The following is an 18,734-nucleotide window of genomic DNA, read 5'->3' as shown; positions in this document are numbered from 1 at the left end:
GTCGAATGGAACGGCGTGGCGGCCTCAGGCAGCCGAGGCGATCAGCGGCAGTTCGAACGTCGGCGCGCGCGCCGCGTGGTACTCGTCGAGCAGGCTGGCGGCCATGTCGGTGCAGCTGCCGCAGGTGGCGCCGCAACCGGTGCGCATCGTCAGTTCGGACACCTCGCGGCAACCGTGCGCGGCGGCTTGGCGAATCTGGGCGTCGGTGACGCCGTTGCAGATGCAGACGAACAAGGCTGCGGTCCTGGCCGGGGCTGGGTGTCCATTCGGCCACAAACGAGAATCACTGTCAAATGAGAAGCGTTCAGTTATGCCCGTCGGAATCCCGGTTGCGCAGCGCTTCGGCTCGACGCGCACGTCGTTGCGGACGCCGCCCACGGGCCCGCTCGACCGCAGCCTGCGGAATCGCCTGGGTCCCGGCGACCTTGCGCGCGTACGGCGCCAGATGCCGCAGCGCGCTGACGTAGACGCCCCGCTTGAACACCACCACATGGTCGAGCGGGTACCAGAAATCCACCCAGCGCCAGTGGTCGAACTCGGGCTTGTCCGACAGGTCGAGCCGCAGGTGGGTCTCCTCGCCGACGAATTGCAGCAGGAACCAGACCTGTTTCTGCCCGATGCAGACGATGCGGTCGTTGCGGCGGATCGCCCGCTGCGGCAGGCGATAGCGCAGCCAACCGGGCGTGGCGCCAAGCACAGACACATGCTCGGGCAGCAACCCGGTCTCCTCGCGCAGCTCGCGGTACATGGCCTCGAGCGGCGTCTCGTCGGTATTCATCCCGCCTTGCGGGAACTGCCAGCCGTCACGACGCACCCGACGCGCCCAGAACACGCGCCCGTCCGGGTGCATCAGCACGATGCCGACATTGGGCCTGAACCCGTCCGGATCGATCACGATGCGGACTCCTAATGCGATTGACTGAGCGTCACTGTGCTCGACTCTGCCACGGGTCCGGCGGGGCGACAAGCGGTCGCAGCCTCGGCGCGCGCCACGCCCGCGGCGGCCTTGCATGGCGGCGTTCAGGTCGGGGCGCAGGATCTGCGCGCCGGGTCTTGGCGGGGCTGCAAGCGTCGCGCCGCCGCGGCAGCGGCCCGTGCCCCTGCGCGCTGCTCCCAGGCGCGAACGCAGGCTCGCATGGCGCCACAGACGAAGGACCCAGGTACGCGACCGTGCGCCGGTGCCGGGCGCGATGGCAGGCAGACCGCAGACAGCAAAAACCCGCCGGGCGGCGGGTTCTCGAGGAAGCCCCGATGGTGGCTATGGGTGGACTCGAACCACCGACCCCAGCATTATGAGTGCTGTGCTCTAACCGGCTGAGCTACATAGCCATCGGGCGCCGTCGCGTTCGCGACGAGCCGCGCATTCTGCAACGCGCGGCGGCCCGCGTCAACGGGCCACCGCCCTCGCTCAGCGGGCGGTCGCTGCCGCCGGAGTCTCGCGCAGGCCCAACTGGTCGAGCATGAACGCGTACATCTCGGCCGATTCGCGGTAGCGACGGAAACGTCCCGACTTGCCGCCGTGGCCGGCTTCCATGTTGGTGCGGAACACCACCGGATGCGTGCTGGTGTTGACGTCGCGCAACCGCGCCACGTACTTCGCCGGCTCCCAGTACTGCACCTGCGAGTCCCACAGCCCGGTGCCGACGAACATCGCCGGGTAGGCCTTGGCTTGCAGGTTGTCGTAGGGCGAGTAGCCGAGGATGTAGTCGTAGTAGCGCTTGTCTTCCGGGTTGCCCCATTCGTCGTACTCGTTGGTGGTCAGCGGGATGCTCGGGTCGAGCATCGTCGTGACCACGTCGACGAACGGCACCTGCGACAGGATCACCCGGTACTTCTCGGGCGCCATGTTCGAGATCGCGCCCATCAGCAGCCCGCCGGCGCTGCCGCCGTAGGCGGCGACGCGATCGGGCGCAGCGTAGCCGCGCTTGACCAGGTCGTCGGTGACGTCGATGAAATCGGTGAAGGTGTTGACCTTGTTGAGCAGCTTGCCGTCGTCGTACCAGGCGCGGCCCATTTCCTCGCCGCCGCGGATGTGCGCGATCGCATAGACCATGCCGCGGTCGAGCAGGCTGACGTTGGTCACGCTGAAGCCCGGATCCATCGATGCGCCGTAACTGCCGTAGCCATACTGCAGCATCGCCGCCGTGCCGTCCTTCGCGAACCCCTTGCGGTAGACCAGCGACACCGGCACGCGCTGGCCGTCGCGCGCGGTCGTCCACACCCGCTCGGTGACGTAGTTGGCCGGGTCGTAACCGATCACCGCCTGCTGCTTGAGCTGGCGGCGCTCGCCGGTGCGCGTATTGACCTCGAACGTCGTCGCCGGCGTGGTCAGCGAGGTGTAGCTGTAGCGCAGCCAGTCGGTGTCGGGCTCGGAATTGATCGACAGGCCCATCGCGTAGGCGGGCTCGTCGGCCTGCACGAACGTGTCGCTGCCATCGGCCTTGAGCACACGCACGCGGGTCAGCGCCTGCGCGCGCTCTTCGATGGCGGTGAAGCCGTCGAACAGTTCGTAGCCTTCGATATAGACGTCGTCGCGGTGCGGTACCAGATCGGTCCACTGCTGACGCGAGGTCGCATCGCTGGGCGCGGTGACGAGCTTGAAGTTCGTCGCCTTGTCCGCATTGGTGCGGATCACCCAGCGGTCACCGTGGTGGTCGGCGTCGTACTCGACGTCGCGCGCGCGCGGAGCGAGCACGGTGAACGTCTCGGGATTGTCGGCCGGGGCATAGCGCAGTTCGCTCGACACGGTGCTGCCCAGGCCGATGACGATGAAGCGGTCGTCGCGCGTGCGATCGATGCCCATGTAGAAGCTGTCATCCTTCTCCTCGTAGACCAGCACGTCGTCGGCGACCGGCGTGCCGAGCACGTGCTTCTTCACGCGCACAGTGAGCAGGGTCTCGGGATCGTTCTCGACGTAGAACAGGGTCTTGCCGTCGTCGGCCCAGACCAGGTTCGCCGACACGCCGGGAATGGTCTCGGGGTAGACCTCGCCGGTCTCCAGGTTCTTGAAGCGCACCGTGTACTGGCGCCGGCCGTTGGTATCGTCGGCATAGGCCAGGATGCGGTTGTCACGGGTCACGTCCCAGTCCCCGACCGCGTAGTAATCCTTGCCCTCGGCGAGCTGGTTGACGTCGAGCATCACCTGCTCGCCGGCGAAGTCGCCCTTGGCGTTCGCGGCCTGGATCGACAGTGCATCGATTCCGGGACCGTCCGCGCGGCGGGCATGGACCGGGTAATCCTTGCCGGTCTCGAAGCGCGCGTAATACCAGAAGCCGCGATCGCGGTACGGCACCGAGCTGTCGTCCTGCTGGATCCGGCCGACGATCTCGTCATAGAGACGGTCCTCGAGCGGCTTGAGCGGCGCGAGCACCGTGTCGGCATAGGCGTTCTCGGCGTTGAGATACGCCAGCATCGCCGGGTCCTCGCGCTTGTCGTCGCGCAGCCAGTAGTAGACATCCTCGCGGGTCGCGCCGTGCGGTGCCTTGACGGTATGCGGGCGCTGCTCGGCGTCGGGTGGGGCCGGCTCGGCGGCGTGGGTGGCGGGAGAAGCGCTCATCAGGCTCAGACTCGTCAGGATCGGCGCGGCCAGCAACGTGGCCGCGCGGGGGAAAGATGTCTTCATAGGTGGGTCCACTCGCTGCCGATGCAACGTCAGAAAGAACACCGGCCGCGAAGGCGGCCGGTGCGCGATGGCATCACTTGCCCAGTTGCTGCCACAGGAACGTCAGGTAGAGCGCATCCATGTGGGCCTGCTGGCGGTTGTTCGCCGCGCCGCCATGGCCGCCCTCGATGTTCTCGTAGTAGCGCACGTCCTTCCCGGCCTCCGACATCCTGGCCATCATCTTGCGGGCGTGGCCGGGGTGCACGCGGTCGTCGCGCGTGGAGGTCAGGATCAGCGTCGGCGGATAATCCTTGGCCGGATCGAACAGGTGATACGGCGAGAAGGTGCGGATGAATTCCCACTCTTCGGGCTTGTCCGGATTGCCGTACTCGGCCATCCAGGATGCACCGGCGAGCAGCTGGTGATAGCGCTGCATGTCGAGCAGCGGCACCTGGATCACGACCGCGCCGAACAGCTCGGGATACTGAGTGAGCATGTTGCCGGTGAGCAGGCCGCCGTTGCTGCCGCCGCGGATGCCCAGATGCGCCGGCGAGGTGATCTTGCGGGCGATCATGTCCTGCGCGACGGCCGCGAAGTCCTCGTAGGCCTTGTGGCGGTTCTGCTTGAGCGCGGCCTGATGCCAGCGCGGGCCGTATTCGCCGCCGCCGCGGATGTTGGCGACCGCGTACACCCCGCCCTTCTCCAGCCAGCCCTTGCCCACGCCGCCCGAGTAGCCGGGGGTGAGCGAGATCTCGAAGCCGCCATAGCCGTAGAGCAGCGTCGGGTTGCTGCCGTCGAGCGCCATGTCCTTCGGGCGCACCAGGAAGTACGGCACGCGAGTGCCGTCCTTGGACGTGGCGAAATGCTGCTCGACTTCGTGCGTGGACGCGTCGAAGAACGCCGGCATCGTCTTCAGCGTGTCCGGCGCCCGGCCGCTGCCGACCTCGGCGAGCATCAGCGTGCTCGGCGTGAGGTAGTCGGTCACCGTCATCCACACCGCATCCGATTCGTCGCTGTCGACCGCGGTGACCGCGACCGTGCCCAGTTCGGGCACCCCGGCCAGTGCGCTGCGCGCCCAGCCGTCGGCGCCCGGGGTCAGCACGGTGAGCCGGTTCTTGACGTCCTCGAGCACGTTGAGCACGAGGTGATTCTTGGTCCAGGTCGCGCCGGCCAGCGAGGTGGTCTGGGTCGGCTCGAACAGTGCTTCGAACTCGCGCTTGCCGGCCATGAAGTCGTCGAACTTCGTCACCAGCAGCGAACCGGCCGGGTACGCATGACCGCCGACGTTCCAGGCCTCGCGCAGTTCCAGCATCAGCCAATCGCGATGGACCGACTTGTTCGCCGAGTTCGGCGCGTCGACCTTGGTCAGCTGACCGGACGCGCCTGCGCATCCTGCGCCCGCACCACTCGCACATCGATGTGCATCGTCGGCGCCGCGCAGGTAGAGCTCATCGTTGTAGAACGCCAGGGTGCGGCTGACGAAGTCGCGTTCGAAGCCAGGCGTGTCGTCGCGCATCGCCGCGATGTACATGTCGTCCGGCTTGCCCTCGTAGACCAGCGTGGCCTGGTCCATCGACTGGCCGCGCGCCAGCTGCTTGACGATGCGCGGGTAGCCCGAGGACGTCAGCGAGCCGTCGCCGAAATCGGTATAGACGTAGACGTTGTCCTGGTCGATCCAGCCCAGGCCGCCCTTGGCTTCCTCGCGGAAGAAGCCGCCGTCGACCCACGACTTGGTGGACACGTCGAACTCGCGCGTCACGTCCGCGTCGGCGCCGCCGCGCGAGAGTGCGATCAGGCAGCGGGTGTAGGCCGGACGCAGGCAACTGGCGCCGTGCCAGACCCAGTTCTCGCCCTCGGCCTTGTTGAGCGCGTCCAGATCGAGCACGGTCTCCCACTTCGGCTGCGGCTTGCGGTACTCCTCGAGCGTGGTGCGGCGCCAGATGCCGCGCTCGTGGTTCCGGTCGCGCCAGAAGTTGTAGTACCACTCGCCCTGCTTGTAGGCGACCGGGATCTTGTCGTCGGAATCGTAGATCGCCAACAGGTCGGACTCGAGCTGCTTGAACTCGGGTGTGGCGGCCAGTTCGGCTTCGGCCTTGGCGTTCTGGGTGCGGACCCAGTCGAGCGCCTTGTCGTCGGTAACGGCTTCGAGCCACTGGTAGGGATCGTTCACGGCAGGCTCCTGGGCGGATGCGGCGCCCATCGCGAGGCCGGCGGAGATCCCGGCGGCGAGGCAGAGCTTGGACAACGGGGACATGGCGCCTCCGGCGGGCGGGGATCTAAGTAACCGCCAACGCTAGCACGGGCATCGGCAGCCGCCGCATGACCAAAGTCATCCCTTTCGGGCACACGGCCTCAGCGGCCCAACGGCAACCAGCCCGCCGCCGCGAGCGCGGCACGCAGCGGTGTGGCCGGCCGGCGGCGCGGCGCGGGACGGCGTGCCGCCTGGGCAAGGCCTGGCCGACGCCGCCGCAAGACCGCTGACGAGGCCAGCTTGCGGCGGCGCGGCAGGCGAAGCACGCACCAGGTGAGCCAGGCGGCCGCGGGCATGCCGACCAGCCACAGCGGCGGCCAGCCGACCACGGCGACGCCGCTGCGCAGCCCGGGAAACGACAGCAGCGCGACACTGCCCAGGAACAGCAGGCCGAGCAGGCCGGCGCCGAGAAGGGCACGGGGATCGGAGGCAGGCGGTTCGAAGACATTCGACATGGCGGCAGAGCTCCCAGCGCCCGGATCGGGCCGTGCGGAGAGTCTGGGTCGCGGCCATCTCATGGATTGCGACATCGCAACCGATGGCCACGGGACATCGCGTCCTGCCCTTGCGCCGTGCAGTGCCGCCCTCCGGTAGAACGGCAGCCTGACTGCCGCCAGCATGCGGCGGGCGCACGCCGGGGCGCAGCGCTGATCGTGCGAACCGCGCCGATCAGCGCTCGTACTTCGACAGCGCCAGTTCCAGCAGCGAGCGGGCCTGCTCGCGCAGCGCGACGGGCTCGGCGATCTGCGCATCGGCGCCGTAATGCAGCACATCCATCAACAACTCGCGCGCATTGCTGTAGGGCACCTTGAGCTCATAGCGGCCATCGGGCAGGAACCGGCCCTGCTGCTGCGAATGCCAGTGCTCGTCGGCAACCCAGCGCGCGGCACGGGCCTCGAACAGGATCGTCGCCACGCCCTTGGGCGGCCCGGAGAAGATGCCGTAGCTGCCCGCCAGGTGGGTGTCGAGCTCGGCATCCTCGATGTCGCGCGCCTGCCCGGACAGCATGCGCGCATTGGTGATGCGATCGACCGAGAAGCTGCGCAACGCGTCGCGGTCGTGGTCCCAGGCATCGAGATACCAGTTATCGCGGTAGTGAGTGATGCGCTGCGGGGAGACTGTGCGGCGGGTGCGCTCGTCGGTCGAGCGGGCGCGGTACTCGAACGCGAGCTGCCGACGCTCGAGCACCGCCGAGCAGACGTTGCGGAAGGCATGCTCGTCCATGCGTCGGCCGCGATGTGGCACCACGCGCACCCGCTGCACAGGCCACTGCTTGCCGGCCGAGTGTTCGTCGAGCAGCTTCTCGATCCGCGACTGCAGCGGCGCCAGCGCGCTCGACAGCACCCCGCCGCCGCTGCGCGAGAGCAGTTGCTGGGCGGCGAGCAACGCATGCAGTTCGCCCGAGCTCAGCCACAGCCCCGGCAACTCGAAGCGATCGCCCTCAGCGCTGTCGTAGCGAAAGCCTGCGTCGCCATCGCCCACGACAGGCGCCATCAATGCGTCGCGCAGAAACGCCAGGTCGCGATAGACGGTGGCGCGCGAGCATTCCAGTTCGTCCTGCAGCCTGGCCACCGTGACCGGGTAGCGCGAGGTCTTGAGGATGCGGTGCAGCGAGAGGATGCGTTCGTATCGGTCCATGGGCCGATTATGGCCCGTCGTCGAGGCCCGCGGCGCGATGGCGCGCCGGATAACCACTCGCTAACGGGTCGGTCCTAGACTCGCGCGCGGATCAGGAGACGGCCCGACATGACGCCCCCAAGACGCGAGCGCACCGGCGGGATCGCCGCAGGACTCACGCTCGCCTGCCACCTGGCGGTCCTGGCCTGGCTGCTGTCCGGGTCTGTCGAGCCACGCAAACCTCGCACAGACGACCGCCGGCTCCAAGTGATCTGGGTCGACCCCGTGCCACCTGCCGTGTCTGTCGTCCCAGCGCCTGTGTCCGGCGCGGCGCAGGCGCCGCTGGTGCGTTCCGGGCCATCGACCACAGCGACACCACGGTCCAGCCTGACTGCGGTCGAGATCGCGCCGGCCGCCCCCGCCGACGCCCCCGCACCGGCGACACCGCTACACGCCCAGGCCAGGGCGTGGGCACGCGCCCAGACCGCACCGGTCGATTTCATCCCCGACCCACTGCGCCATCGTGCGCCGCCGCGTCCCGATGGCGCGTTCGCGATGCGCGCGCCGATCTCGGCGCAGGACGTGGTCGAGGGCATCGGCGCCCTGGTGTTCGGCGGCGGGCCGACCGATCCTTGCCCGCAGATCCGCCGCAATCTCGCCAATGCCGACCTCGGCGCCGGGCGGGCGTTGGCGGAGGAGGAACTGCACCGGCTGCAGCGCGACTGCCTGTAGCGGGACGCGCGCGACTCAGTCGCGCGCGCCGACCTCGCGCACGTGGGCGAGCGCCGCGGCGGCGACGCGTGCGGCCTGGCCGCGCAACTCGGGCATCGCGATGCTTTCCCACAGCGTGCCGATCCGCGGGATCCCCAACGTCCACAGCCCCGGCACCGTCGCGCCCGAGCGGTCGCGCACACCACCGACATCGTCGGTGTCGATGCCCATGCCATGCGGCCCGGGCCGTGCGATCCCCTGCGCGTATAGCGCTGCGGGCAGGGTGCCGGGCACCTGCGTCGGTCGCTTCTCCAGTCCAGTGGCGTTGACGACGCGATCGACCACGAGGCGTTCGCCGTCGCTACGCCGACGGCGACGCCAGTCGAGCTGCCACCGCCCGTCATCACGCGCCGCAACCGCCGTCACCCGGCCGGCATGCAGCGAGAAGCGGCCATCGCGGCGCATCGTGTCGACTACTGCAGCCGCCTCGGGCGCGATGCGATGCCGGTGGATGTCCCAGTGACGCACGCCGTGGCGCAAGAAGCGGGCCTGCTCGGCCGGCGGCCAAGCCTGCCACAGCGCCTGCACCTGCGGGCGCAGCCGCTCGAGCGCGTCCTGCCACGGCCGACCCTCGGCCTGCGCCTGGGCAGCCCATTGCCGCAACAGGCGCATGCGCGCGCGCGCGCCCAGCGGCAGCAGCGGCTCGACGCCGCCGGCCTGCGGCACCGTTCCGGGCGCGTGGGCCAGCGGCATCAGCCCATGGCGCGAGATCGCGACGATCCGCCCGCGATGCCCGTTGGCATGCAGCGTCAACAGCACGTCGACCATGCTCAGGCCCGCACCCACGATCGCGACGTCGGCCTCCGGCGCGATCGCAGCGACCGCCGCGTAGTGCCAGGCGTCGATCGTGCCGGGCGCGGCCGCACTCGCGCCGGATACCGGCAGCGCGGCCGGCACCCCGCCCGTCGCCAGCACCACCGCCCGCGCGCGCAGCGCGGTGTCTGCGTCGGTGCGCAGTGCAAAGCCGGACGCGGCCGGCCGCACCGCGTCGACGGTCTCGGCCAGGTGCAGCAGCGTGCCGGCCTGCGCGCAGCCTGCCAACCGCGCCTGCAGGTAATCGCCGTACACGCGGCGCGGTGCGAACGTTGCCGGCAACGTCTCGGCCGGGCGTGCCGCCGCGGCTGGCGCCTCGCGCAAGAACGCCAGGAAGTCGTCCGGCCGATCGTCGAATGCGCTCATCCGCGCAGCATTCACATTGAGCAGGTGCTCGAAACGCGGCGTCGAGTACGCCACCCCCTCGGCCAGGCGCGGACGCGGCTCGACCAGCGCCACGCGCAGGCCCGGGGCCGCGAGCAGGTGCAGCGCCACCAGGGCGCCGGCCGCGCCGCCACCGATCACGGCGACGTCGACATCGGGAGGAGCAGACTGGGGCACGGCGAAATCCTTGGACGCGGACCAGGCATTATCGCGCGTCCCGATCCGCCGCTCGGCCGCCCCGGACTGCGAACCGATAGCTGAACCCGGCACGCCAATCGATGGCCCTTCGGGTTGGAAGGATCGGATGCGCTCGGCATAATCGGCTGTAATCGATTTCATGAATGGCTGTCATGCTCGCTGGCTGGTGGCTGGCTTTTGCAGGCCTGCCGATCTACACACAACCGCTCCCGGCCGCGCCGGAGCAACCGGCCGTGCTCGCCGTGGCGACGCGCCAGGTGCCGTTGCGTCGGCCGTGCTTCCGGCTCAAGTGCACCGATGCGGAATGGACCGCAAGTGCAGCGCGGCGCCGGATCTGGGCCCCGCGTGCACCCGGCGTGCGCCCCAAGTCCGTCGCGCCCCCTGTCATCCGCCTGCCCGACCGTCCGGCGATCGCGCTGTACTCGCCATTCGCGCAACGCGACAGCTTCCGTTCCGGCGGCAACCATGTGAAGTGGGACACCAGCTACGGGATCGAGGCGATCCGCAGCCCCGAGACCTCGCTGCGGTTGGAGTTCGGCACCGGCGTGCGCATCGAGCCATACACCGATTTCGGTACCGCGGTACCTGGGCCGGTCGCCCGGGGCCAGGTCCAGTTGTCGCAGGAACTCGGCCGCCGCGCGTCGTTCACCCAGCAGGTGCAGGTCGAGACCGGGCGCGAGAACACCTTCGTGCGGCAGCGGCTGGCGTTCGACTACGAGCTATTTCCGCAGTGGACGCTGCGCTCGGACTTCGAGCTGCGCCACGACACCCTGGGCAACGGCGGCCGCGGCAGTACCAACACAGAAAGCTCGCTGAAGGTGCAGTACCAGTTCTGACCGACGGCCTACGCGGTCATGCCGCCCTCAACCGGGCAGGAACGCGCCGGCGCCGCCTTCGAGCAGGCGGGCGGCCACCGCCGACCCCAGCGCCTCGCCCTCGCCTTCCGGCGCCTCGCCGCCGGCGCGGACCGCGCGGCCGTCGATGGCCGACCCGACCAGCCCGTCGAGCAGGATCCGCCCGCCGTCCAGCCGCGCGAACGCGGCGACCGGGACGTGGCAGCTGCCATGCAAAGCGCGGTTCATCGCGCGCTCGGCCTCGACGCAGCGGCGCGTGGGGCCATGGTCGAGCGCGGCCACCAGGGCCTGCAGTTGCGGCGTGTCGTCGCGGCATTCGATCGCGATCGCGCCCTGGGCCGGTGCGGGTAGCCAGTCGGGCGCATCCAGGCGTGCACGGATGCGGGTGTCCAGGCCGAGCCTCTGCAGCCCGGCGCACGCCAGCACGATCGCGTCGTACTGTCCGCTGTCGAGTTTGGCCAGCCGGGTGTTGACGTTGCCGCGCAGGTCCAGGATCTCCAGGTCTGGGCGACGCGCCCGCAGCTGCGCCTGGCGCCGCAGCGACGAGGTGCCCACGCGCGCGCCCTCGGGCAAGGCGTCGATCGATGCAAACGTGTTGCTGACGAAGGCATCGGCATGGTCGGCGCGCGCCAGGATTGCCGGCAGCGCGAACCCCGGCTCGAGTTCCATCGGCACGTCCTTGAGCGAATGTACGGCGCAGTCGGCATCGCCGGCCTGCATCGCGATCTCCAGCTCCTTGAGGAACAGGCCCTTGCCCCCGATCGCGGCGAGCGACCGGTCGAGCACCTCGTCACCGCGCGTGCTCAACGGCACCAGTTCGACCTCGAGGCCGGGATGGCGCGCGCGCAGGGCCGCGGCGACGTGTTCGCTCTGCCACAACGCGAGCGGGCTCTTGCGGGTGGCGATACGCAGTCGTTCCATCCAGCCATTATCGACGATCCCGGCACCGGGACGCGAACCGCGCAGCGATGGCTAGAGCTGGCGCACCGCGTCGCGCAGCTGCGACACACAGCGCCGGCTGACCTCGAGCGTGCGCTCGGCATGGCGCAGCACGGCATGGACGTGGCCCTCGGCATCGCGGCGCAGTTCCAGCAGTTCGTTCCGCGCGACGAGGCAATTGCGGTGGATGCGCACGAAGCGGTCGCCGAACTCCTCTTCGAGCGACTTGAGCGATTCCTCGACCAGATCCTCGCCGCGCGCGTGATGCACCACGACGTACTTCTCCTCGGCCTGCAGATAGCGGATGTCCTCGACTGGAATCAGCCGGAGGCTGCCGCGCAGCCTGGCACACAGGTGGTTGCGCTGGCGGTCGGCGACGACCGATGCGGCCTGCCGCCCCGCAACGAACGCGCGCGCGCGCTCGACCGCCGCCTGTAGACGCTCGGCGCGCACCGGCTTGACCAGGTAATCCACCGCGGCCGCTTCGAACGCCTTGAGTGCATGGGCGTCGTAAGCGGTGCAGAACACGATCGCCGGGCGCGGCTCGAAGGTATTGAGATGCCGGGCCGCTTCCAGTCCATCGATGCCCGGCATCGCGATGTCGAGCAACACCAGCGCCGGCGCATGTGCCGCGCAGGCGTCCAGCGCCGCGCGGCCATCGCCGACTTCGGCGACGACCTCGACGCCCGGCACCTGCATCAACAATGTCCGCAGCCGCTCGCGGGCAAGCGGCTCGTCGTCAGCGATCACGACCTTCATGGTCTTCCGCTCTCCTCAAGGCACCGTGCCCGGGTCCACCGACCCGCCCTTGCGATGGTGCCCCGACGGGCATCCGCATGCCAGCGGGCCGGTGCGCGGGACGCTGACGGCGCTGCAGGCGCCCTGCCACGGCAAGGCCGATCGCGTTGCATCCCGCGCCACGCCCGCCGCACATGCGGCGATGCCGCTGTCAGCCGGCGAACCGCGCGCCCAGCCAGTCGCCCAGATCGGCGATCTCTTCGGCGCACACCGAGTGCGGCATCGGATAGGTCTGCCACTGCACATCGAAGCCGAACTGGCGCAGCAGCGCGGCGCTCTGCTGCCCGGCGATCGCCGGGACCACCGGGTCCTGCGTGCCGTGCGCCATGAACACCGGCTGCGCGACCGCGCCCTTGACCAGGGCATCGTGCGCAGTGGCGGCGGCAGGCAGGTAGGTCGACAGCCCGACCAGCCCGCCGAGCGGAACGCCGCGGCGCAGCCCCGCCGCGAGCGTGATCGCGCCGCCCTGCGAAAAGCCGGCCAGGATCACTCGCGCCGGCGGGACACCGCGCTCGGCCTCGCGAGCGATCAGCGCGTCGACCTGGGCCACCGACGCCTGCACACCGGCCTCGTCGGCGCGATTGTCCAGGTCGATATCGACGATGTCGTACCAGGCCCGCATGCGCACGCCGTTGTTGATCGTCACCGGGCGCACCGGCGCGTTGGGAAACACGAAACGCAGGGCCGGCCAGTCGGGGCGGACGAGCTCGGGCACGATGGGCGCGAAGTCGTTGCCGTCGGCGCCCAGGCCGTGCAACCAGATCACGCTCCACGCAGGCGCAGGCCCGGTCTCGCGTTCGATGCAGTCGAGCAATGCGGTGTCGTCGTTCATTGGAATGTCGTCGTGGGACCGCCTGTCAGTGTAAGCGCTGGTCCCGCAGGCGGCATCGCGTCAATCCGCGCGCGACGCCACCGGCGCCTCGGCCTGCGCCCGCAGTTCGCTGGCACGCAGCAGCACGCGCGGCGGCGCCGCCTCTTCGGGCGTGGCGAACAGGCGCGCCCGGCGCATCGCCAGACCGATTCGCCGCGACGAGGTCAACCGCACGATCGGAATCGAGCCGGCCAGGCCGATGATCATCGGCGACATCCACAGCGCCAGCCCCGGCGATATCCACCAGGCGACGATCCCCATGCCGACACCGAGGACCGTGGTCCCGCGGTAGCTGCGCCACAGCTCGCCGTAAGTTTGCCGCCCATCGTCGCGCTGCTGGGCGTCCCAGCCCGAATCGCGCCCTGCCAGCACCTCGGCCACGCCGCGCGACTGCACGTACATCGTGACCGGCGCCATCAGCGCTGCCAGCACGTTCTCGATCAGCAGGCTGACGAACCCGCGCACGGCCCCGCCGCAGCCACGGCGCATGCGCGCATCGCTCAAGGTGGCGACGTAGCCGAAGATCTTCGGCGCGAACAACAACACCATCGTCAGCACGAACACGCCCAGGAAGCGGCCGTCGTCGATCGCCATCCAGTAGCCTGCGGCCGAGAAGCCGCCTTCGCCGGGCATGCCGTGCTGCAGCGGCACTGCAAGCCCGACCAGGATCAGCATTGCCCACAGCGGTGCGGTCAAATAGTGGCCGATGCCGATCAGCATGTGCCAGCGGTTGACCCAGTGCAGGCCGCGCGCCGGCAGCACGCCGCCGTGCTGCAGGTTGCCCTGGCACCAGCGGCGATCGCGGATCAGCATGTCGGTCAGCGTCGGCGGCCCTTCCTCGTAGCTGCCCTCGAGCGTCGGCACCATGTGCAAGGCCCAACCGCCGCGACGCAACAGCGCCGCCTCGACGAAATCGTGGCTGAGCACGGTGCCGCGGAAAGGGGTGGTGCCATGGAGCTCGGGCAGACCGCCATGGGCGGCGAACGCGGCGCTGCGGATCATCGCGTTGTGGCCCCAGTAATTGCTTTCCGCGCCGTGCCACCAGGCCACGCCCTGGGCGATCACCGGGCCATACATGCGGCCGGAGAACTGCTGCATCCGCGCGAACATCGTCGTGCCGTTGACGATCACCGGCAGCGTCTGGATCAACGCGACATCGTCGTGACGCTCCATCGCACCGACCAGGCGTACCAGAGTGTCGCCAGTCATCAGGCTGTCGGCATCAAGGATCAGGAACTGCGGATAGCCCCCGCCCCAGCGCCGCACCCAATCGGCGATGTTGCCGGCCTTGCGCTCGCGGTTGTCTTCCCGGCGCCGGTAGTAGAGCGTGACGCCCAGATCCAGCGCACGCAGCCGCGCAAAGGCCTGCAATTCACGTGCGTGGATGCCGGCATCGCGGGTGTCGCTGAGAACGAACAGATCGAACCGATCGCCCTGCCCCGTCTCGGCCAGGGATTCGCAGATCGCCTGGACCCCGGCGAACAGCCGCTCGGGGTGTTCGTTGTAGGTCGGCATCAACAACGCGGTGCGCGAGGCCAGAACCGGCAACGGATCCCGGGCATCGATACCCAGCCGCGCCGGCCGGCGCAGCAGCACGATCGCAAAACCCGCCAGCGAACTGGCGAACGACTGCGCGATCCAGGCAAACAACGGCACGAACACCGCCAGCAGCAAGCCCTCGAGCACATCGATGCCGCCGATCCGCAACAGCCACCAGATCTGGTAGGTGGCCAGGACGGTCAGGCCGCCGGTCACTCCCACGATCGCAGCGCGCCGCCAGCCCATCCCGCGCGGCGCGCTGGGCAGGCTCGGCGACACCAAGCGCCCGGTGCGCAGCGACTGCACCGGCATGGGAATCGGATGTTCGGGCGGCAGAGGCGCCGGCGACGGCCGGATCCCCGGCGGTGCAGGCGCGCTCATGCGCTGTACCGCAAGGCGCGCTCGGAGCTGGCGGAGCGCGCCACAGCTGCCGCCAATCGATCAGGGTCGAGCATCATCGTTCCGCCGCATCGCATTCAGGTAGTGCCGCAATGTAACGATGCGGATGTAAGGGTTTCGCGAAACGGTGCGCTGGCTGGTGGGCCCACCAGGACTCGAACCTGGAACCAAAGGATTATGAGTCCTCTGCTCTAACCATTGAGCTATAGGCCCGTGCCGGACGCATCGTACCAAGCCGGGCTCTGTGCACACCACGGATATCAACTCAGCAGCACTCGCCTGGCCCCGCGACGCATCTGTGGCGGAGGACTTGGCGCAACTGCACCGTCTGCGGCGCTGAACCGATTTCTCGAGTAGCTGGTGGCGGCCTGGCGGCCGGTGGCTGCGTCAAGCGCGCCATGGATAGCGCGCGCCCGAGTCAAGGCAGGATGCCTTGCCGAGGGAAGAGCGGCTACCGGGCGGCGGGCTGCTGCCCGCCCGAAGCAAGCAGGCGACCGGACCTTCCGAAGTGAGTCAGGCCGGTGCCCGCGGCAGACAACGAAGCCGCGCAAAGAAAAACCCCCGCCGGATAACCGGCGGGGGTTTTGGGTAAAGACCCTGGCGATGACCTACTCTCGCATGCTAGATGCACACTACCATCGGCGCATGTACGTTTCACTTCCGAGTTCGGAATGGGATCGGGTGGTTCCATACAGCTATTGTCACCAGGGAGAGGGTGGAGGGTCGCCGGTCGGTCGATGTTTCGAGGGAATGCTCCGCTCGAATTGGGACCGACAGCGCTCACGCTCTCAGAGGTTGGGAAGTAGCGAACATTGGGACGACTGTACGTGTCGTAGGGCCAAGGATGCTTCGGATTGCGAAGCAACTTGAGGTTATATGGTCAAGCCACACGGATCATTAGTACTGGTTAGCTCAATACATTGCTGTACTTACACACCCAGCCTATCAACCACCTGGTCTTGATGGTTCCTTCAGGGGAGTCAAGCTCCCGGGAGATCTCATCTTGAGGCGCGCTTCCCGCTTAGATGCTTTCAGCGGTTATCGCTTCCGAACATAGCTACCCGGCAGTGCCACTGGCGTGACAACCGGAACACCAGAGGTTCGTCCACTCCGGTCCTCTCGTACTAGGAGCAGCCCCTCTCAAATCTCCAACGCCCATGGCAGATAGGGACCGAACTGTCTCACGACGTTCTGAACCCAGCTCGCGTACCACTTTAAATGGCGAACAGCCATACCCTTGGGACCGACTACAGCCCCAGGATGTGATGAGCCGACATCGAGGTGCCAAACACCGCCGTCGATATGAACTCTTGGGCGGTATCAGCCTGTTATCCCCGGAGTACCTTTTATCCGTTGAGCGATGGCCCTTCCATACAGAACCACCGGATCACTAAGTCCTAGTTTCCTACCTGCTTGATCCGTCGATCTTGCAGTCAAGCACGCTTATGCCTTTGCACACAGTGCGCGATGTCCGACCGCGCTGAGCGTACCTTCGAGCTCCTCCGTTACTCTTTGGGAGGAGACCGCCCCAGTCAAACTACCCACCATACACGGTCCCCGATCCGGATAACGGACCTAGGTTAGAACGTCAAGCACGACAGGGTGGTATTTCAAGGTTGGCTCCGCTGCAGCTAGCGCCACAGTTTCATAGCCTCCCACCTATCCTACACAGACGAACTCAACGTTCAGTGTAAAGCTATAGTAAAGGTTCACGGGGTCTTTCCGTCTTGCCACGGGAACGCTGCATCTTCACAGCGATTTCAATTTCACTGAGTCTCGGGTGGAGACAGCGCCGCCATCGTTACGCCATTCGTGCAGGTCGGAACTTACCCGACAAGGAATTTCGCTACCTTAGGACCGTTATAGTTACGGCCGCCGTTTACCGGGGCTTCGATCAAGAGCTTCGCCTTGCGGCTGACCCCATCAATTAACCTTCCGGCACCGGGCAGGCGTCAGACCCTATACGTCCACTTTCGTGTTTGCAGAGTCCTGTGTTTTTGATAAACAGTCGCAGCGGCCTGGTCACTGCGGCCCTCGATCGCTCTAGCTCGCACGAGCCACGATCAAGGGCGCACCTTCTCCCGAAGTTACGGTGCTATGTTGCCTAGTTCCTTCACCCGAGTTCTCTCAAGCGCCTGAGAATTCTCTTCCTACCCACCTGTGTCGGTTTACGGTACGGTCTGCATAAGCTGAAGCTTAGGGGCTTTTCCTGGAAGCGTGGTATCAGTCACTTCGCTCTAATGAGCTCGTCTCGGTGCTCGGAGTTAAAGGGTCCCGGATTTGCCTAAGACCCACTCCTACCGCCTTTCTCCAGGACAACCAACGCCTGGTAGACCTAACCTTCTCCGTCCCCCCATCGCACTTATGCGAGGTGCTGGAATATTAACCAGCTTCCCATCGACTACGCATTTCTGCCTCGCCTTAGGGGCCGACTCACCCTGCGTCGATTAACGTTGCGCAAGGAAACCTTGGGCTTTCGGCGTGAGGGCTTTTCACCCTCATTATCGTTACTCATGTCAGCATTCGCACTTCCGATACCTCCAACGGACTTCTCAATCCGCCTTCGACGGCTTACGGAACGCTCCTCTACCGCGCACAACAAGTTGTGCACCCCAAGCTTCGGTTTATCACTTAGCCCCGTTAAATCTTCCGCGCAGACCGACTCGACCAGTGAGCTATTACGCTTTCTTTAAAGGATGGCTGCTTCTAAGCCAACCTCCTGGCTGTCTGTGCCTTTCCACATCGTTTCCCACTTAGTGATAATTTGGGACCTTAGCTGTGGGTCTGGGTTGTTTCCCTTTTCACGACGGACGTTAGCACCCGCCGTGTGTCTCCCATGCATTCTGTCCTGGTATTCGGAGTTTGCAATGGTTTGGTAAGTCGCAATGACCCCCTAGCCATAACAGTGCTCTACCCCCAGGAAGATTCACATGAGGCGCTACCTAAATAGCTTTCGAGGAGAACCAGCTATCTCCGGGTTCGATTAGCTTTTCACTCCTAATCACACCTCATCCCCTACCTTTGCAACGGGAGTGGGTTCGGGCCTCCAGTTGATGTTACTCAACCTTCACCCTGGGCATGACTAGATCACCCGGTTTCGGGTCTATTACCCGCGACTATGCGCCCTTATCAGACTCGGTTTCCCTTCGCCTCCCCTATACGGTTAAGCTTGCCACGAACAATAAGTCGCTGACCCATTATACAAAAGGTACGCCGTCACCCTTACGGGCTCCGACTGCTTGTACGCACACGGTTTCAGGGTCTATTTCACTCCCCTCTCCGGGGTTCTTTTCGCCTTTCCCTCACGGTACTGGTTCACTATCGGTCGGTCAGGAGTATTTAGCCTTGGAGGATGGTCCCCCCATGTTCAGACAGGGTTTCTCGTGCCCCGCCCTACTCAATTTCATCGAAATGGCCCTTTCGCATACAGGGCTATCACCTTCTATGGCCGGTCTTTCCAGGACCGTTTTGCTAGAACCAAATCGACTTTTGGGCTGTTCCCCGTTCGCTCGTCACTACTCAGGGAATCTCGGTTGATTTCTTTTCCTACGGTTACTTAGATATTTCAGTTCACCGCGTTCGCCTCCAGCAGCTATGTATTCACTGCAGGATACTGCCGAAGCAGTGGGTTTCCCCATTCGGACATTGCCGGATCAAAGCTTGTTGCCAGCTCCCCGACACTTTTCGCAGGCTACCACG

12 protein-coding genes, 2 tRNA genes, 2 rRNA genes and 1 pseudogene (1 of these 17 cut by a window edge) are annotated in these 18,734 nt (G+C 66.9%); 2 read left to right on the top strand and 15 right to left on the bottom strand.

Annotation, left to right across the window (positions count from 1 at the left end; all coding sequences use genetic code 11):
- Positions 1–24: 24 nt before the first annotated feature.
- From ABE487_RS01910 to ABE487_RS01880, 7 genes and pseudogenes are all read right to left on the bottom strand, one after another.
- Positions 25–234, bottom strand: coding sequence for a (2Fe-2S)-binding protein (locus ABE487_RS01910; RefSeq protein ID WP_346441774.1), 210 nt, complete (start codon positions 232–234; stop codon positions 25–27).
- Between the two features lie 151 nt (positions 235–385).
- Positions 386–895, bottom strand: a pseudogene (locus ABE487_RS01905) (RNA pyrophosphohydrolase); the annotation flags it as partial.
- Positions 896–1,252: 357 nt separating this feature from the next.
- A tRNA-Met gene (locus tag ABE487_RS01900) sits at positions 1,253–1,329 on the bottom strand.
- Between the two features lie 79 nt (positions 1,330–1,408).
- Positions 1,409–3,622 (bottom strand): S9 family peptidase, encoded by a 2,214-nt coding sequence (locus ABE487_RS01895; RefSeq protein WP_346450730.1) that lies wholly within the window; start codon positions 3,620–3,622, stop codon positions 1,409–1,411.
- A gap of 73 nt (positions 3,623–3,695) precedes the next feature.
- Positions 3,696–5,855: a prolyl oligopeptidase family serine peptidase gene (locus ABE487_RS01890; RefSeq protein WP_346447346.1), complete on the bottom strand. Its 2,160-nt coding sequence runs from the start codon at positions 5,853–5,855 to the stop codon at positions 3,696–3,698.
- 98 nt (positions 5,856–5,953) lie between these two features.
- Positions 5,954–6,307 (bottom strand): hypothetical protein, encoded by a 354-nt coding sequence (locus tag ABE487_RS01885; RefSeq protein ID WP_346441777.1) that lies wholly within the window; start codon positions 6,305–6,307, stop codon positions 5,954–5,956.
- Between the two features lie 214 nt (positions 6,308–6,521).
- Positions 6,522–7,490 (bottom strand): YafY family protein, encoded by a 969-nt coding sequence (locus tag ABE487_RS01880; protein ID WP_346450729.1) that lies wholly within the window; start codon positions 7,488–7,490, stop codon positions 6,522–6,524.
- A 276-nt stretch (positions 7,491–7,766) separates the two neighbouring features.
- Here ABE487_RS01880 and ABE487_RS01875 point away from each other — a divergent pair, with 276 nt between their 5' ends.
- On the top strand, positions 7,767–8,201 hold the full coding sequence (locus tag ABE487_RS01875) for a hypothetical protein (protein ID WP_346447344.1): 435 nt from the start codon (positions 7,767–7,769) through the stop codon (positions 8,199–8,201).
- Between the two features lie 15 nt (positions 8,202–8,216).
- On the opposite strand, the gene ABE487_RS01870 is transcribed toward ABE487_RS01875, so the two are convergent.
- Positions 8,217–9,614, bottom strand: coding sequence for an FAD-dependent oxidoreductase (locus ABE487_RS01870; protein WP_346447343.1), 1,398 nt, complete (start codon positions 9,612–9,614; stop codon positions 8,217–8,219).
- A 164-nt stretch (positions 9,615–9,778) separates the two neighbouring features.
- Here ABE487_RS01870 and ABE487_RS01865 point away from each other — a divergent pair, with 164 nt between their 5' ends.
- Positions 9,779–10,471 (top strand): DUF481 domain-containing protein, encoded by a 693-nt coding sequence (locus ABE487_RS01865; RefSeq protein WP_346441781.1) that lies wholly within the window; start codon positions 9,779–9,781, stop codon positions 10,469–10,471.
- 27 nt (positions 10,472–10,498) lie between these two features.
- On the opposite strand, the gene hemC is transcribed toward ABE487_RS01865, so the two are convergent.
- From hemC to ABE487_RS01830, 7 genes are all read right to left on the bottom strand, one after another.
- Positions 10,499–11,410 carry a hydroxymethylbilane synthase gene (gene hemC, locus ABE487_RS01860; RefSeq protein WP_346441782.1) on the bottom strand — a complete coding sequence of 304 codons (912 nt, stop codon included), beginning with the start codon at positions 11,408–11,410 and terminating at the stop codon, positions 10,499–10,501.
- 51 nt (positions 11,411–11,461) lie between these two features.
- Positions 11,462–12,187 carry a LytTR family DNA-binding domain-containing protein gene (locus tag ABE487_RS01855; RefSeq protein WP_346450728.1) on the bottom strand — a complete coding sequence of 242 codons (726 nt, stop codon included), beginning with the start codon at positions 12,185–12,187 and terminating at the stop codon, positions 11,462–11,464.
- A 190-nt stretch (positions 12,188–12,377) separates the two neighbouring features.
- Positions 12,378–13,058, bottom strand: coding sequence for an alpha/beta hydrolase (locus ABE487_RS01850; protein ID WP_346441784.1), 681 nt, complete (start codon positions 13,056–13,058; stop codon positions 12,378–12,380).
- A gap of 60 nt (positions 13,059–13,118) precedes the next feature.
- Positions 13,119–15,017, bottom strand: coding sequence for a glucans biosynthesis glucosyltransferase MdoH (mdoH, locus tag ABE487_RS01845; RefSeq protein WP_346447342.1), 1,899 nt, complete (start codon positions 15,015–15,017; stop codon positions 13,119–13,121).
- 155 nt (positions 15,018–15,172) lie between these two features.
- A tRNA-Ile gene (locus ABE487_RS01840) sits at positions 15,173–15,248 on the bottom strand.
- A 382-nt stretch (positions 15,249–15,630) separates the two neighbouring features.
- Positions 15,631–15,744: ribosomal RNA gene (gene rrf / locus ABE487_RS01835) — 5S ribosomal RNA — on the bottom strand.
- 167 nt (positions 15,745–15,911) lie between these two features.
- Positions 15,912–18,734: ribosomal RNA gene (locus ABE487_RS01830) — 23S ribosomal RNA — on the bottom strand (it continues 56 nt past the right edge of the window).

It is taken from the genome of Luteimonas sp. TWI596, assembly GCF_039674105.1.
Taxonomy (GTDB): Bacteria; Pseudomonadota; Gammaproteobacteria; order Xanthomonadales; family Xanthomonadaceae; genus Luteimonas.
Note: the sequence above shows the minus strand (reverse complement) of the source record. Positions and strands in the feature narration are given on the sequence as shown.

Bases quoted from the DNA above. Each gene is read 5' to 3' on its own strand.
- ABE487_RS01895 (WP_346450730.1), bottom strand. From the start codon at position 3,622: ATGAAGACATCTTTCCCCCGCGCGGCCACGTTGCTGGCCGCGCCGATC.
- ABE487_RS01890 (WP_346447346.1), bottom strand. From the start codon at position 5,855: ATGTCCCCGTTGTCCAAGCTCTGCCTCGCCGCCGGGATCTCCGCCGGC.
- ABE487_RS01885 (WP_346441777.1), bottom strand. From the start codon at position 6,307: ATGTCGAATGTCTTCGAACCGCCTGCCTCCGATCCCCGTGCCCTTCTC.
- ABE487_RS01880 (WP_346450729.1), bottom strand. From the start codon at position 7,490: ATGGACCGATACGAACGCATCCTCTCGCTGCACCGCATCCTCAAGACC.
- ABE487_RS01865 (WP_346441781.1), top strand. From the start codon at position 9,779: ATGGCTGTCATGCTCGCTGGCTGGTGGCTGGCTTTTGCAGGCCTGCCG.
- hemC (WP_346441782.1), bottom strand. From the start codon at position 11,410: ATGGAACGACTGCGTATCGCCACCCGCAAGAGCCCGCTCGCGTTGTGG.
- ABE487_RS01855 (WP_346450728.1), bottom strand. From the start codon at position 12,187: ATGAAGGTCGTGATCGCTGACGACGAGCCGCTTGCCCGCGAGCGGCTG.
- ABE487_RS01850 (WP_346441784.1), bottom strand. From the start codon at position 13,058: ATGAACGACGACACCGCATTGCTCGACTGCATCGAACGCGAGACCGGG.
- mdoH (WP_346447342.1), bottom strand. From the start codon at position 15,017: ATGAGCGCGCCTGCACCGCCGGGGATCCGGCCGTCGCCGGCGCCTCTG.